The following is a 12,627-nucleotide window of genomic DNA, read 5'->3' on the forward strand; positions in this document are numbered from 1 at the left end:
ACTCGTGCCGCGTCCCGATCATTCAGGCCGCTGTGACGAAGAGTTGAATAGGATAACGCGCACATGGCGATGAGCGTAGGTGGAGACTCCACCGAAACCCCGATGTCGGACATCAACACGACGCCTCTCGTGGACGTCATGCTGGTGCTCCTCATCATCTTCCTGATCGCGGTTCCGGTCGTGGTTCAGTCCGTTGACCTGACGCTTCCGAAGGTCGAGTTCGAACCGACCACGACCAAGCCGGAAAATGTCTCGCTGTCGGTGCGCGCCGGCCCCGATGGCAGCTGCCAGGTCTTCTGGAACCTTCAGCAGGTCAACAGCAAGGATCTGTTGCAGCGCGCGGTCGACAAGCTTCAGGCTGAAGTCGACCGGCTCGGCGACAATATCGGTCCGGACGACCTGCCCGAGGTTCATATTCGTGGCGACGTCAACACGCCGTACAAGTGCATCGGTGGCACCATCTACACGATGCAGTCGGCGGGTTTCACCAAGGTCGGATTCATCTCCGAACCCGAACCCGGTACGCACACGGTTCGCCGTTAAGACGCGCCCAGAGGAGTATTTGACATGGCAATGAGTGGCGGGAGCGATGATGGCGAACCGATGATGGAGATCAACACGACGCCGTTGATCGACGTCATGCTGGTGCTCCTCATCATGTTCATCATCACCATCCCCATCCAGACGCATGCGGTGAAGGTCGATTTGCCGCAGCCGAACAGTAACAATCCGCAGACGATCGAGCCTGACAAGAACAAGGTCACGATCGACCCGACCGGGCAGATCGCCTGGAACGGTGCGCCGATCAACGAGGTGACGCTGCGTCAGTATCTCGACGCGACGCTGCAGCTTCCGACAGAACCGGAACTGCACTTTCAGCCCGATCCGAATGCGCGGTATGAAAAGGTTGATGAGGTGCTCGCGATCATCAAGCGAGCCAATATCACCCGGCTGGGATTTGTCGGCAACGAACAGTATCGCAACGATTTCTGACGTTTAGCTCGACTATCTAACGACAAGAGGCGGCTTCGGCCGCCTCTTTTTTTGTGCATGTCATTCCTGTCGTCCGTCGCCATTTGCTAAAATGAAACAAAAGTGACATAACAGAGTCACAAAAGTGAAACATACAGGCGGAGACGGATAATGCGTAAGGCAATGATGCTGTTGGTTGGAGCAACGATCGCGGTGCCGGGCAGCGCGGCGATCGCGAAGGATCACGACGGAAGCTACGCGCATGTGGCGATCATGAACGGCGATTATGCTCGCGCCGAAAAAGCGCTCGAAGCCGATCGGCGTATTTTCCCCGACCGTCCCGAGGTGCTGCTCAATCTCGCCACGGTGTACGCGCAGACCGGTCGTACCGATGCGGCGCGCGAACTCTATGCGCATGTACTGACCGTGGAGGCGGTGGACCTGACGCTGCCCGGCGATCAGGTGGCCAATTCACACGATCTGGCGCGGATCGGCCTGTCGCGGCTGACGCCGACCACGGGCACGCAGTTCACGTCGCGTTGATTTGCAGGGGGTTCAGGTCACGCGGGGCCGCGGCTGTGCATCGTCACAGTCGCGGTAGCGTGACTCCGCGCTGCCCCATATATTTGCCCGCGCGGTCGGCATAGCTCGTCTCGCAGGGCTCGTTGCCCTTCAGGAACAGGAACTGGCACGCGCCTTCATTGGCATAGATTTTTGCCGGAAGCGGCGTCGTGTTCGAAAATTCCAGCGTCACATGCCCCTCCCATTCGGGTTCGAGCGGGGTGACGTTGACGATGATGCCGCAGCGCGCATAGGTCGATTTTCCCAGGCAGATGACGAGCACGTCGCGCGGAATACGAAAATATTCCACCGTCCGCGCGAGCGCGAAGCTGTTCGGCGGGATGATGCAGACATCTGTCTTGCGATCGACAAAGCTCGACGGCGCGAATTCCTTCGGATCGACGATCGCGCTTTCGATATTGGTGAAAATCTTGAAATCGTCGGCGACGCGCGCGTCATAGCCATAGGAGCTCAGGCCATAGCTGATGCAGCCCTCGCGGCGCTGCGCCTCGACAAAGGGTTCGATCATGCCGTTTTCGAGCGCCTGCTCGCGAATCCAGCGGTCGGACAGGATCGTCATATGCTCTCCCCGGTATGAAGGCCGGTTGTCGCGGCTGTCACCGCTCCCGGCAAGTGAAATTTCGGATCAGAGGCCCAGGTCGGCGGGGCCAAAGGCATGCGGCAGAAGCTCGGAAAGCTGGTGCGTGCGAACCTCGCCGCCATCGGCCGAGGCGCAGTGGACCGTCAGGTCGCGGCGACCGATCTGTGCCGCTTCGTTCAAGACCTGGCGGCACCTGCCACATGGATAGATCGGCGCGTCGCCGTGCATCCGGCCGCCCATGATTGCGCCGCCGACGATAGCGACCGCCGCGACGTCACCCAACCGCCCGCCGACGTTTGCGGTCGCGAGCGCAACCGTTTCCGCGCACAGCGACAGGCCATAGCTGGCATTTTCGAAATTGGTCCCCGTCACCACCGATCCGTCGGTCAGCAGCAGCGCCGCGCCGACCGCGAAGTTCGAATAGGGCGCATGGGCGTTACCCGCGGCCTCTCGCGCAGCGGCGATCAGCCGGTTTCTGGTTTCGATATCGGTCATGGTGCCACTACATCCCAGTTGATCGGCCCGTCGGCGCCATCGACGCGCCGTATCGTGCTTGCCCGCCACATCCGCCACGGTTTGGCGGGGTAGGAGGGACGAAAGAAAAAACGTTCTGCCCATATGGTGCGCGGAAGCTCGCTGCTCAGATGATATTGCGCGTCGAAGGCAGGGGAGATTTCCAGCACCATCGGCTTGCCCATATGCCGTTCGGTCAGCGTCAGGAAGGTCGCGACGTCGCGCGCCGCCTCCTGCGGATCGGGGCGGGCCGAACATCCCGGATCGAATGCGAGTTCCAACGCAGAGGGCAGCGCATCGCGCGTCCGCGGCACTGTCCGCACGAAATTGGCGGCCTGCGCCTCGGCCGTGTCGCACAGTGAAAAGCGGTGCATTGCGCCGCGCCGCATGCCGGCGTCCGCGATTGCCGACCAGTTGCGCTCGAACTGTGCGTCGCGGTCGTTCGCGCCGCTTGTGGCGAGCGCATAGGCGAAGTCGGCGCCGCGCGCATGAACCATATGCCAGTCGACCGATCCGTTGCGGGCGCTGACATCGACGCCCTGGATCGGATAGTCTTCGGGCGAGGGGTGCCACCGCGTCGCGAACAGCCATGCCGCTGCGGCAATGAGTCCCAGCGCGATGGCGACCGCAACGATGCGCAGGAAAAGGCGACGCACGTCCTGTTCAGCCCTTGATGTGGAGCACGCAGATGAGCGTGAACAGCCGGCGGGCGGTATCGAAATCGACCTCGATCTTGCTGTCGAGGCGCTCCTTCAACGCCTCCGCCGCGTCATTGTGGATGCCGCGGCGCGCCATGTCGATCGTCTCGATCTGCTGCGGCGTCGCGTTGCGGATCGCCTCGTAATAGCTGTCGCAGATCGCGAAATAGTCGCGGATCGGGCGGCGGAATCGAGCGAGGCCCAGCACATGGCTTTCCAGATGGCTGTCGTCCTCGCGGTGGATGGCGAGGACCAGCCGTCCTTCCTCGACGCTCAGCTTGATGCGGTACGGCCCTGCATATCCGTCCTCATGTTCGCGCTTGGGCGCGAAATGATTGTCTTCGAGCAGGTCGAAGATCGCGATACGGCGCTCCTGCTCGATATCGGCACTGCGCCACAATATCGTGCGCTCGTCGAGCTCGACATCGATGATCCGGTGATCGGCCATTATCTATGCCGATGCCGTTTTTGCCGCGGCTTGGCAACGCCATGCGCGATCTTCATGCCCGTTTTCCACAGCCGGGCACCGCGATATCGCCTTGAGCATTGGCCGGGCTTTTGGGAATAGGGGGAATGTCCACCGCCTTTCCCGTCGCCGTTTCGGATTCGGAATCCGAAGCTCCCCGCCTGCCTGCCAATGTCGAGGCGGAGGCCGCGCTGCTCGGCGCGATGATGATCGACAACCGCCTGGCGGACGACATTCTCGACATGCTCGAGCCCGATCACTTCTTCGAACCCGTTCACGGGCGCATCTTCGAACGCATCAAGGCGCTGCGCGTCGAGGACCGGCTCGCGACACCGGTGACGCTGCGCCCGATGTTCGCCGAGGACGCCGGGATGCAGGCGCTCGGCGGACCGGGCTATCTCGCGCAGCTTACCGGCAGCGGCGCCGGCCTGATCGGCGCGCGCCAGTTCGCGCAGCAGATCTACGACCTCGCCATGCTCCGCGCGCTGGTGACGGTCGGCCGCACGCTGGTAGAGCGCGCGATGGACACCAGCGAGGTGGTCGATCCGCGAAGCCAGATCGAAAAGGCCGAGGAACTGCTCTACGAAGTCGCGGGCGAGGGCAATACGGCGAACGCGACCAAGTCGTTCGGCGATGCCTCGAAGATCGCTATAAGAATGGCCGACAAGGCGCTGAATTCGGGTGGTAACCTGTCGGGTGTCACGACCGGTCTCGACAGCGTCAATGCCAAGATCGGCGGCATGCACCATTCGGACCTTATGATCCTCGCCGGCCGTCCCGGCATGGGCAAGACCTCGCTCGCCACCAACATCGCGTTCAACGCAGCGCGGCGCTGGATGGACGATATGGAGGCCGGCATCCCCAAGGAACAGTCGGTCGGCGGCAAGGTCGCGTTCTTCAGCCTCGAAATGTCGGCGGATCAGCTCGCGACGCGTATCCTTGCCGAACAGTCGCGGATCAGTTCGGAAGCGCTGCGCATGGGCAAGATCTCGAAGGCCGAGTTCGAACGCCTCGCCGACGCCGCGACCGATCTCAACAACCTGCCGCTCTATATCGACGACACCGCCGGCCTGACGATCAGCGGCCTGCACACGCGCGTGCGGCGGCTCAAGCGGCGGCTGGGCGACGATCTCGGCCTCGTCGTGGTCGACTATCTCCAGCTCCTCCAGGGCTCGGGCCGGGCGAACGACAATCGCGTCAACGAAATCTCGGAAATCTCGCGCGGGCTCAAGACGCTCGCCAAGGACATGAACGTGCCGGTGATGGCGCTGTCGCAGCTCAGTCGTGCCGTCGAACAGCGCGAGGACAAGCGGCCGCAGCTTTCCGACCTTCGCGAATCGGGTTCGATCGAGCAGGACGCCGACATCGTCATGTTCGTGTACCGCGAGGACTATTATGTCGCCGCAAAGGAACCCAAGAAGCCGACAGACGGCGACGACGCCAAGATCTTCGAGGATTATGCGCGCTGGGGCGACGAGATGAACCGCGTCTTCGGCCTCGCCGAACTGATCGTCGCCAAGCAGCGTCACGGCGCGACCGGCAAGGTCATCATGAAGTTCGAACCCGAGATCACGCGCTTCAGCGACTATATCCCCGGCGACTACGATTCGATGGCGCACTGACGCATATCCGCCGTGGCTGCGGCGGTTGGCGCGTAACAACATTGCTTCTGTCGTCATCCCGGACTTGATTCCGGCCAGGCTCGTTCCGGCAGTTGTCCGGCGTTGTGCAGAATGGGTCCAAACTTTCGTCAGGATGACGGTGGCCCGAGCGGTGCCGTCGTCAGCCGTTTATCCTCGCAGACCGTCGATCGTCAGAACGAAGGCTGCTCCGGATCGCCGTCGGCGACGGGAGCGTGGATGCCGCATTCGGTCTTGTCCCAGCCGCGCCAGCGGCCCGAGCGCGGGTCTTCGCCGGGCGCTACCTTGCTCGTGCATGGTGCGCAGCCGATCGACAGATAGCCTTCCGTCTCGAGCGGGTGCCGCGGTAGGTCGTGCGCGTCGAAATACGCGTCGATATCGGCCTTCGACCAGCCGATCAGCGGATTGACCTTCAACCGGTCGCCGTCGAGCTCGAAGCGGGGCAGGGTGGTGCGCGTGCCGGCCTGGAAGGCCTTTCGGCCGGTGATGCTTGCGTCGAAGCCCGCCAGTGCGGTTTCGAGCGGAACGACCTTGCGGATTTCGCAGCAACCATCGGGATCGTAGGACCAGCGCAGCCCGCTTTCGTCGCGCGTCGCCAGCGTCTCGGCATCGGGCGTCAGGATGCGCAGACTGGTAAGCCCGAGCCGCTCGACCAGCGCGTCGCGATAGGCGAGCGTCTCGGGGAAATGCTTGCCGGTATCGAGAAACAGGATTGGCGTCGCCGGATCGATCGACGCGATCAGGTGCAGCAGCACCGCCGATTCGGTGCCGAACGAAGAAACGACCGCGACCTCGCCCAGCATCCGTTCGCCGAGCACCGTCTGCAGCATCTCCCGCGTGTCGGTACCGCGGAACAGGTTGTTGAGCCGGTGCGCGTCCGCCACGCTGAAACGGGGCGCGGTGTCGATCCGGTCGACCTTGCGCAGCGCCGCTTCAGCCATGGCGCAGCTTCCACACCGGCACGGCGCCGTCGGCCGCGCGCTGATAGACCTGATCGTAGCGATCGAGCGACGCCTGCAGCGTTGCCGGATCGACCGGCGTCTCGGGCGAGAAACTGTCGAAGCCGCAGCGGCGCATGAACGGAATCTGGTCGACCAGCACGTCCCCCTGCGCGCGCAGCTCGCCGTCATAGCCGGCCTCGCGCAGGATCTGCGCAGCCGAATAGCCGCGCCCGTCCTTGAACGTCGGAAAGCTCACCTCGATCATCCGCAACCGCTCGAGATGCGGCAGTAGCGCGCGCGCATCCTCGCCGGCCTCGATCCGCACCGCCGACGCATTGGCCTGGTCAAGAAAGCCGTCGAGCGTCACCGCCGGCTCCTCGTGCGGGGCGTCGTCGCGATAATAGAGGAAATCAGCCATAGATGGCCTCCTTGAACGGCTCCATGCCGAGGCGGCGATAGGTGTCGACGAAGCGTTCGTCGTCCTGCCGCGCGCCGAGATAGACGTTGGTGACCTTCTCGATCGCGTCGACCACGCCGTCCTCGTCGAAGCCGGGGCCGGTGATCTTGGCGAGGCTGACATCCTCGGCCCCCGATCCGCCGAGCAGCAGCTGGTAGTTTTCGGTGCCTTTCCGGTCGACGCCGAGAATGCCGATATGCCCGGCATGGTGGTGGCCGCAGGCGTTGATGCAGCCCGAAATCTTGAGCTTCAGCTCGCCGAGTTCGCGCTGCCGGTCGAGATCGGCGAAGCGCTGCGCGATCTTCTGCGCGACGGGGATCGAACGCGCATTGGCGAGGCTGCAATAATCGAGCCCGGGGCAGGCGATGATATCGCTGATCAGGTCGAGATTGGCCTCGGCCAGCCCCGCATCGCGCAGCGCCTGCCACACCGTATACAGATCGGCCTTGCGGACATGCGGCAGCACGAGGTTCTGGCTGTGCGTCACGCGCACCTCATCCAAGCTGTAGCGCTCGGCAAGGTCGGCGACGACGTCCATCTGCTCGGCAGAGGCGTCGCCGGGGATGCCGCCGACCGGCTTCAGGCTGATCGTCGCGATGGCATAACCCGGCTGCTTGTGCGCGCGGACATTCTGGTCGAGCCAGACCGCGAAGTCGGGATCGCTGCGGTCGATCGTGTCGGGCGCATCGGCATCGAAGGCGGGCGGCGCGAAGAACGCCGCGATCCGGTCGAACTCGGCCGCGGGCGGATCGATGTCGCGCGCCTTCATGCCGGCGAATTCTTCGTCGACCTGCCGGGCATATTCCTCGGCGCCGAGGTCGTTCACGAGGATCTTGATCCGCGCCTTGTAGATATTGTCGCGGCGGCCATGGCGGTTATAGACGCGCAGCGCCGCCTCGACATAAGACAGCAGGTCAGCAATGGCCACGAAGTCATTGATCTCGGGCGCGATCATCGGCGTGCGACCCATGCCGCCACCGGCAAAGACCTTCGCGCCGATTTGGCCGTCGCGGACGACCAGCTGGATGCCGATATCGTGCAGCCGCATCGCCGCGCGGTCCTCGTCCGACGCGATCACGCAGATCTTGAACTTGCGCGGCAGGTAGCTGAATTCGGGGTGGAAGGTGCTCCACTGGCGCAGCAGCTCGGCCCAGGGGCGCGGGTCGGCGATCTCGTCGGCCGCGGCGCCGGCGAACTGGTCCGACGAGATGTTGCGGATGCAGTTGCCGCTGGTCTGGATCGCGTGCATCTCGACCGTCGCCAGATCGGCGAGAATGTCGGGCGCGTCGGCGAGCTTGATCCAGTTGTACTGGATGTTCTGGCGCGTCGTGAAATGGCCGTAGCCGCGGTCGTACTTGCGCGCGATCTCGGCGAGCATCCGCATCTGCCGCCCATCGAGTGTGCCATAGGGCACCGCGACGCGCAGCATGTACGCGTGAAGCTGCAGATAGAGCCCGTTCATCAGCCGCAGCGGCTTGAACTGATCCTCGGTCAGCGCGCCCGAAAGGCGACGCTTCACCTGGTCGCGAAATTCCTCGACGCGCGTGTCGACGATTTGCTGGTCATATTGGTCGTAACGATACATCTAATTCCTCCCCGAAACGGGGAGGGGGACCATGCGCAGCACGGTGGAGGGGGCTCTCCACATTCGATGCGCTTGGGGTCGATCCCCCTCCACCACGCCATGCGGGCGCAGTCCCCCTCCCCGTGCCGGAGAGGAGTTTTGAAACATCATCATATTACCCAGCTCCCGGCCTCGGGATCGGCGGGCTTCAGCGTCAGGTCGGGGCGCACGGTCGGGCCGAGCGCGCGGACGCGGTCCTTGATATGGGCCGGGCGCGGGCCCTTGTCGGTCTTCTCGCCGGCGATGACGTAGGGCGAGTTGACGCGGCGCGCGCCTTCTTCCTCGTGCGCGATCGCCTCGCCATTGTCGCCGACATCGGCGGCGTCCTCGACATGGCGCGACCAGTCGCTGCCGGTCCACCAGATCACGTCGCCGGTCTTCAGGTCGTTTCCGGTCAGGATGTTCATGCGATCGTCCCGTGGATGCTGTGCGCGCGGCGCGCCCAGTGGCCGAGCCTGTCCTCGGCATCGGAAAGGTCGACGACCTCACCGACGACGATGATCGCCGGGCTCTGCACCTGCTCGCGCTCGACCATCGGGCCGAGATCGGCGAGCAGCGTGCGCAGCGCGCGGCTACCGTCGAGCGTACCGCGTTCGAGCACCGCGACCGGCATGTCGGGCGCGACGCCGTCTGCCATCAGCTTTTCCGAAATCGCGTTCGCCGTCGCCACGCCCATATAGATGACGAGCGTGCGGCCCTTGCCGGCGAGCCCCGACCAGTTCTGATCGGACAGGCCCTTGCACTGGCCGGCGACAAAGCTGACGGCGCTCGACCAGTCGCGGTGGGTGAGCGGGAGCATTGCCTCCGCCGCGCAGCCGAGCGCCGCCGACACGCCGGGGATGACCTCGACGCGCAGTCCGGCGGCGCGGACGGCCTCGACTTCTTCCCCGCCGCGTCCGAACACGAACGGATCGCCGCCCTTCAGCCGCACGACGACCGCGCCGGTGCGAACATGTGCGACGATCAGCGCATTGATCTCGTTCTGCGGCACGGTGTGGCGCGATCGCTTCTTGGCGACCGAGATGCGTTGCGCACCCTCGGGCACGAGGTCGAGCACGCGCGCATCGACCAGGCCGTCATGGACGACGATGTCGGCCGCTTTCAGCGCCTCGACCGCGCGAACGGTCAACAGGCCGGGATCGCCGGGGCCGGCGCCGACCAGGATGACGCGCCCACGCGCCTGCGGATCGAGTAGATTTGCCATGAGCGTGAAAATGCGCTCGCGACGGGGCGATCACAAAGCAGCGTTGCTTTGTGCCGGGCTAGCAAAGCTATGCAGCGGTGCTTCGGGTCGGCTCAGGCGCCGGATTCCGGCGTACCCGACAGCGCCCTGGCATGGGCCGCGATCACCGCGCGGGTGCTCTCGTCGCTGTCGAACACGCCGTACCATCCCTGTGGTTCGTGTGGAGGATCGCCAAGCAGCGGGTCTCCCTTCTGCCAGCGATGGTCGCCATGTGCCGCGCGTCCTTCGCCGTTCCAGGCCCAGAAGTTGGACCCTCTCGATGGACCGCCGTTCGCGATGTCGCGCCCGATCGCGTCATAGATGCGCGCATAATAGGCATCTTTGTACCGCGTGCTGCCCGCCGGATCGTAACCGCCGCCGTCGCGGGGATAGCCGAACTCTTCGAACACCAGCGGTTTTCCGATGCTCTGCGCAAGGTCGCAGCTCCGCGCGATATATTCGCCGACCTTTTCGGCGCCCGCCGCTTCGGTTCCGCCCAGGTCGTGATCGTCGACCCAGCCCCAGTTGAGCGGCCAGATATGCGCCGTGCAATAGTCGATTTCGGGGATCGAATGTTCGCGGATATAGATTTCGCGGCTGTTCAGCGTGCCTTGCAGCCCTTCGCTTCCGGTAGAGACAAGGTGGTCGGGAGAAAGCGATTTGATGAGCTGCGCGCTCGACTGCACCCAGCGGTAGAAGGAATCGAGCACCGGCCGCGCGGTTTCCATGTCGCCCGCGGGGCGCGGTTCGTTGGCAAGCTGCCACGCCATGATCGTCGGATCGTCGCGATAGCGCTTGCCCGTCAGCGTGTTGGTCCGCCCGACCACCGCCCGAATCCAGTCTCGGTACATGCCGACCGCGTCGGCGTTCCCGTAAAATTTCGACACGGCATTGGGGAAGTCGGGCCAGGGATGGGCGGGATCGCCCATGTCCATATAACGGCCCGTTGCGTACCACAGATACGTCATCATCCCGCCCGACCATTCCCAGAAATTGGTCAGGTACAGAACGGCTTTCATGTCGCGCTTCGCCATTTCGGCAAGCGTGAAGTCCAGCCCGCCGAGCAGGTTTTCGTTCCAGCCCTTCGCCTTGGCCCGAAACCCCGGCCGGACCGAATGTTTCAGCGGGCCTTCCTCGGCGGAGGCGGCGATGCGAATATTGCCGACGCCCATTGCGGCCAGCCGGTCGAACTCGCGCTTCAGCCGGTCGCGGTCGCCCGGTGGATTGGCCGCGCCGATCCAGGGCGCGTACCACATATTCGCGCCGACATAGCGATAGGGCTTGCCGTCGATCCTGAACTCGGCCCCGTCGCGCGTGACGAAACCGCGTTTCGGTGGCGCTGCGGACGCCGGCAGTGCCGCCCCCGAAGCGAGTGCAAGTCCGCCGCCAAGTATCGATCGCCTGTCGAGCATCGCCAAGCCTCCCCATTTTGCGTTATCGCTACCTTGGTAGCGGTATCGCGCGGCGGCTTCCAGCGGGTCGAACCTATCCGTCGCGCAGCCCGATCCCGATGCTGGCGCGTGCCTGGTCGGATTCGGAAGAAACGACCGGATAGGCGCAGTAATCGGCGGCATAGGCCGCACTGGGGCGGTGGTTCCCCGACCAGCCGATGCCGCCGAACGGCGCGGCGGACGAAGCGCCGTTGGTCGGTCGGTTCCAGTTGACGATACCTGCGCGGATATTTGCCCAGAATTGCTCGTACAGCTTGGGGTCCTGGCTGATGAGCGATGCCGACAGGCCGTAGCGCGTGTTGTTCGCCTCTGCGATGGCCGCTTCGAAATCGTCGGTGCGCATGACCTGCAGGATCGGGCCGAACAGCTCGATATCGGGGCGGTCGCTCGCCTCGGTCATGTCGATCAGCCCCGGCGTCAGGAACGGGCGTCCTTCGATCAGGCGCTGCATGTGGCGCAGCGGACGGCCACCGCGCGTCGAAAGCGCAAGAAAGCTCTCGGTCAGCATGTCGGCGGTGTCGTTGTCGATGACCGGGCCCATAAAGGGTTGCGGATCGGCATGCGGTTCGCCGACGATCATCCGGTCGAGAATATTGCCGAGCTCTTCCATCAGCGGTTCGTAGAGCCGCGGCTCGACGATCAGCCGCCGCCCTGCAGTGCAGCGCTGGCCGGCGGTGGTGAACGCCGACTGCACGATCAGCACCGCCGCCGAATGGAGATCGGGACTGCCCCAGACGATGATCGGGTTGTTGCCGCCCATTTCAAGCGCGAGAATCTTTTCCGGGTGCTCGGCGAACTGGCGGTTGAGCGCGATGCCGGTGCGCGCCGAACCGGTGAACAGCAGCCCGTCGATATCGGGATGCGAAGACAGCGCCTTGCCCTGTTCGGGACCACCCAGCAGCAGGCGGACGCAACCTTCGGGAATGCCCGCCTCGTGGAAGCATTTGACGAGATATTCGCCCGTCGCCGGCGTCTTTTCCGATGGCTTGAACACCACCGCGTTCCCGGCGAGCAGCGCGGGCACGATATGCCCGTTCGGCAGATGCGCGGGAAAGTTGTACGGCCCCAGCACGGCCAGCACGCCGTGCGGCTTGTGGCGCAGCGCCATGCGCACGTTCATCTGGCCTTCCAGCCGCCGCTGCCCGGTGCGGTCCGAATAGGCGGTGACCGAGATATCGACCTTGTTGATGACCGACTGGACCTCGGTCTTCGCCTCCCACAACGGCTTGCCGGTTTCGCGGGCGATGATGTCGGTGAACGCCTCTTCGCGGGCGCGCACGACATTGGCGAAGCGGCGCAGCGCCTCGATGCGATAGGTCAGCGGGCGCGCGGCCCATTCGGCCCAGCTTGCGCGCGCGGCGGCCACTTCGGCATCGGCATCGCCTGCCTTGCCGCGCCAGAATGTCGCACCCGTTGCGGGTTCGGTCGAAATCAGTTCCTGTCCGGCCATATTGTCTTTCTTGAAAGCTGGTGTTCCGGCG

The 12,627-nt window shown here is 64.3% G+C and carries 15 protein-coding genes; 4 read left to right on the forward strand and 11 right to left on the reverse strand.

All coding sequences use genetic code 11. The features are described 5' to 3' along the window. The first annotated feature begins 63 nt into the window (after nt 1-63). The 3 genes from J7S20_RS02275 to J7S20_RS02285 all read left to right on the forward strand — a co-directional run bounded on the left by J7S20_RS02275 (nt 64) and on the right by J7S20_RS02285 (nt 1,515). On the forward strand, nt 64-543 hold the full coding sequence (locus J7S20_RS02275; protein WP_284052610.1) for an ExbD/TolR family protein: 480 nt from the start codon (nt 64-66) through the stop codon (nt 541-543). 24 nt (nt 544-567) lie between these two features. After that, a complete protein-coding gene (locus J7S20_RS02280) occupies nt 568-993 on the forward strand; it encodes an ExbD/TolR family protein (protein WP_284052611.1) in 426 nt (141 codons plus the stop codon). Between the two features lie 150 nt (nt 994-1,143). Further along, nucleotides 1,144-1,515 carry a tetratricopeptide repeat protein gene (locus J7S20_RS02285; protein ID WP_284052612.1) on the forward strand — a complete coding sequence of 124 codons (372 nt, stop codon included), beginning with the start codon at nt 1,144-1,146 and terminating at the stop codon, nt 1,513-1,515. 43 nt (nt 1,516-1,558) lie between these two features. Here J7S20_RS02285 and dcd read toward each other — a convergent pair whose 3' ends face one another. The 4 genes from dcd to J7S20_RS02305 form a co-directional block, all read right to left on the reverse strand. Then, nucleotides 1,559-2,113 carry a dCTP deaminase gene (gene dcd / locus J7S20_RS02290; RefSeq protein ID WP_284052613.1) on the reverse strand — a complete coding sequence of 185 codons (555 nt, stop codon included), beginning with the start codon at nt 2,111-2,113 and terminating at the stop codon, nt 1,559-1,561. A gap of 66 nt (nt 2,114-2,179) precedes the next feature. Beyond that, the gene (locus tag J7S20_RS02295; protein WP_347709215.1) at nt 2,180-2,629 is read right to left on the reverse strand and encodes a cytidine deaminase; all 450 of its coding nucleotides are present in this window, start codon (nt 2,627-2,629) and stop codon (nt 2,180-2,182) included. After that, on the reverse strand, nt 2,626-3,303 hold the full coding sequence (locus tag J7S20_RS02300) for a glycoside hydrolase family 25 protein (RefSeq protein WP_284052615.1): 678 nt from the start codon (nt 3,301-3,303) through the stop codon (nt 2,626-2,628). The genes J7S20_RS02295 and J7S20_RS02300 overlap by 4 nt, the downstream gene beginning before the upstream one ends. Before the next feature lie 7 nt (nt 3,304-3,310). After that, nucleotides 3,311-3,793, reverse strand: a complete 483-nt coding sequence (locus J7S20_RS02305; protein ID WP_284052616.1) for a UPF0262 family protein — start codon at nt 3,791-3,793, stop codon at nt 3,311-3,313. Nucleotides 3,794-3,918: 125 nt separating this feature from the next. Here J7S20_RS02305 and J7S20_RS02310 point away from each other — a divergent pair, with 125 nt between their 5' ends. Then, nucleotides 3,919-5,433, forward strand: coding sequence for a replicative DNA helicase (locus tag J7S20_RS02310; RefSeq protein WP_284052617.1), 1,515 nt, complete (start codon nt 3,919-3,921; stop codon nt 5,431-5,433). Between the two features lie 191 nt (nt 5,434-5,624). Here J7S20_RS02310 and J7S20_RS02315 read toward each other — a convergent pair whose 3' ends face one another. From J7S20_RS02315 to astD, 7 genes are all read right to left on the reverse strand, one after another. Next, on the reverse strand, nt 5,625-6,392 hold the full coding sequence (locus J7S20_RS02315) for a phosphoadenylyl-sulfate reductase (protein ID WP_284052618.1): 768 nt from the start codon (nt 6,390-6,392) through the stop codon (nt 5,625-5,627). Further along, the gene (locus tag J7S20_RS02320) at nt 6,385-6,810 is read right to left on the reverse strand and encodes a DUF934 domain-containing protein (protein WP_284052619.1); all 426 of its coding nucleotides are present in this window, start codon (nt 6,808-6,810) and stop codon (nt 6,385-6,387) included. The genes J7S20_RS02315 and J7S20_RS02320 overlap by 8 nt, the downstream gene beginning before the upstream one ends. Then, on the reverse strand, nt 6,803-8,434 hold the full coding sequence (locus tag J7S20_RS02325; protein WP_284052620.1) for a nitrite/sulfite reductase: 1,632 nt from the start codon (nt 8,432-8,434) through the stop codon (nt 6,803-6,805). The genes J7S20_RS02320 and J7S20_RS02325 overlap by 8 nt, the downstream gene beginning before the upstream one ends. 149 nt (nt 8,435-8,583) lie before the next feature. Next, nucleotides 8,584-8,880 carry a DUF2849 domain-containing protein gene (locus tag J7S20_RS02330; protein ID WP_284052621.1) on the reverse strand — a complete coding sequence of 99 codons (297 nt, stop codon included), beginning with the start codon at nt 8,878-8,880 and terminating at the stop codon, nt 8,584-8,586. After that, on the reverse strand, nt 8,877-9,677 hold the full coding sequence (gene cobA, locus J7S20_RS02335; RefSeq protein ID WP_284052622.1) for a uroporphyrinogen-III C-methyltransferase: 801 nt from the start codon (nt 9,675-9,677) through the stop codon (nt 8,877-8,879). Before cobA ends, J7S20_RS02330 begins: the two co-directional genes overlap by 4 nt. Before the next feature lie 92 nt (nt 9,678-9,769). After that, nucleotides 9,770-11,107, reverse strand: coding sequence for a glycoside hydrolase 5 family protein (locus J7S20_RS02340; RefSeq protein ID WP_284052623.1), 1,338 nt, complete (start codon nt 11,105-11,107; stop codon nt 9,770-9,772). A gap of 73 nt (nt 11,108-11,180) precedes the next feature. After that, complete coding sequence (astD, locus tag J7S20_RS02345) at nt 11,181-12,596, reverse strand: succinylglutamate-semialdehyde dehydrogenase (protein ID WP_284052624.1); 1,416 nt, start codon at nt 12,594-12,596, stop codon at nt 11,181-11,183. Between the last annotated feature and the right edge of the window lie 31 nt (nt 12,597-12,627).

The organism is Stakelama marina (assembly GCF_018122655.1).
Lineage (GTDB): Bacteria > Pseudomonadota > Alphaproteobacteria > Sphingomonadales > Sphingomonadaceae > Sphingomonas > Sphingomonas marina.

Coding starts and splice junctions, on each gene's coding strand:
- J7S20_RS02320 (WP_284052619.1), bottom strand. CDS start 6,810: ATGGCTGATTTCCTCTATTATCGCGACGACGCCCCGCACGAGGAGCCG.
- J7S20_RS02295 (WP_347709215.1), bottom strand. CDS start 2,629: ATGACCGATATCGAAACCAGAAACCGGCTGATCGCCGCTGCGCGAGAG.
- astD (WP_284052624.1), bottom strand. CDS start 12,596: ATGGCCGGACAGGAACTGATTTCGACCGAACCCGCAACGGGTGCGACA.
- cobA (WP_284052622.1), bottom strand. CDS start 9,677: ATGGCAAATCTACTCGATCCGCAGGCGCGTGGGCGCGTCATCCTGGTC.
- J7S20_RS02340 (WP_284052623.1), bottom strand. CDS start 11,107: ATGCTCGACAGGCGATCGATACTTGGCGGCGGACTTGCACTCGCTTCG.
- J7S20_RS02280 (WP_284052611.1), top strand. CDS start 568: ATGGCAATGAGTGGCGGGAGCGATGATGGCGAACCGATGATGGAGATC.
- dcd (WP_284052613.1), bottom strand. CDS start 2,113: ATGACGATCCTGTCCGACCGCTGGATTCGCGAGCAGGCGCTCGAAAAC.
- J7S20_RS02325 (WP_284052620.1), bottom strand. CDS start 8,434: ATGTATCGTTACGACCAATATGACCAGCAAATCGTCGACACGCGCGTC.
- J7S20_RS02330 (WP_284052621.1), bottom strand. CDS start 8,880: ATGAACATCCTGACCGGAAACGACCTGAAGACCGGCGACGTGATCTGG.
- J7S20_RS02315 (WP_284052618.1), bottom strand. CDS start 6,392: ATGGCTGAAGCGGCGCTGCGCAAGGTCGACCGGATCGACACCGCGCCC.
- J7S20_RS02305 (WP_284052616.1), bottom strand. CDS start 3,793: ATGGCCGATCACCGGATCATCGATGTCGAGCTCGACGAGCGCACGATA.
- J7S20_RS02275 (WP_284052610.1), top strand. CDS start 64: ATGGCGATGAGCGTAGGTGGAGACTCCACCGAAACCCCGATGTCGGAC.
- J7S20_RS02285 (WP_284052612.1), top strand. CDS start 1,144: ATGCGTAAGGCAATGATGCTGTTGGTTGGAGCAACGATCGCGGTGCCG.
- J7S20_RS02310 (WP_284052617.1), top strand. CDS start 3,919: ATGTCCACCGCCTTTCCCGTCGCCGTTTCGGATTCGGAATCCGAAGCT.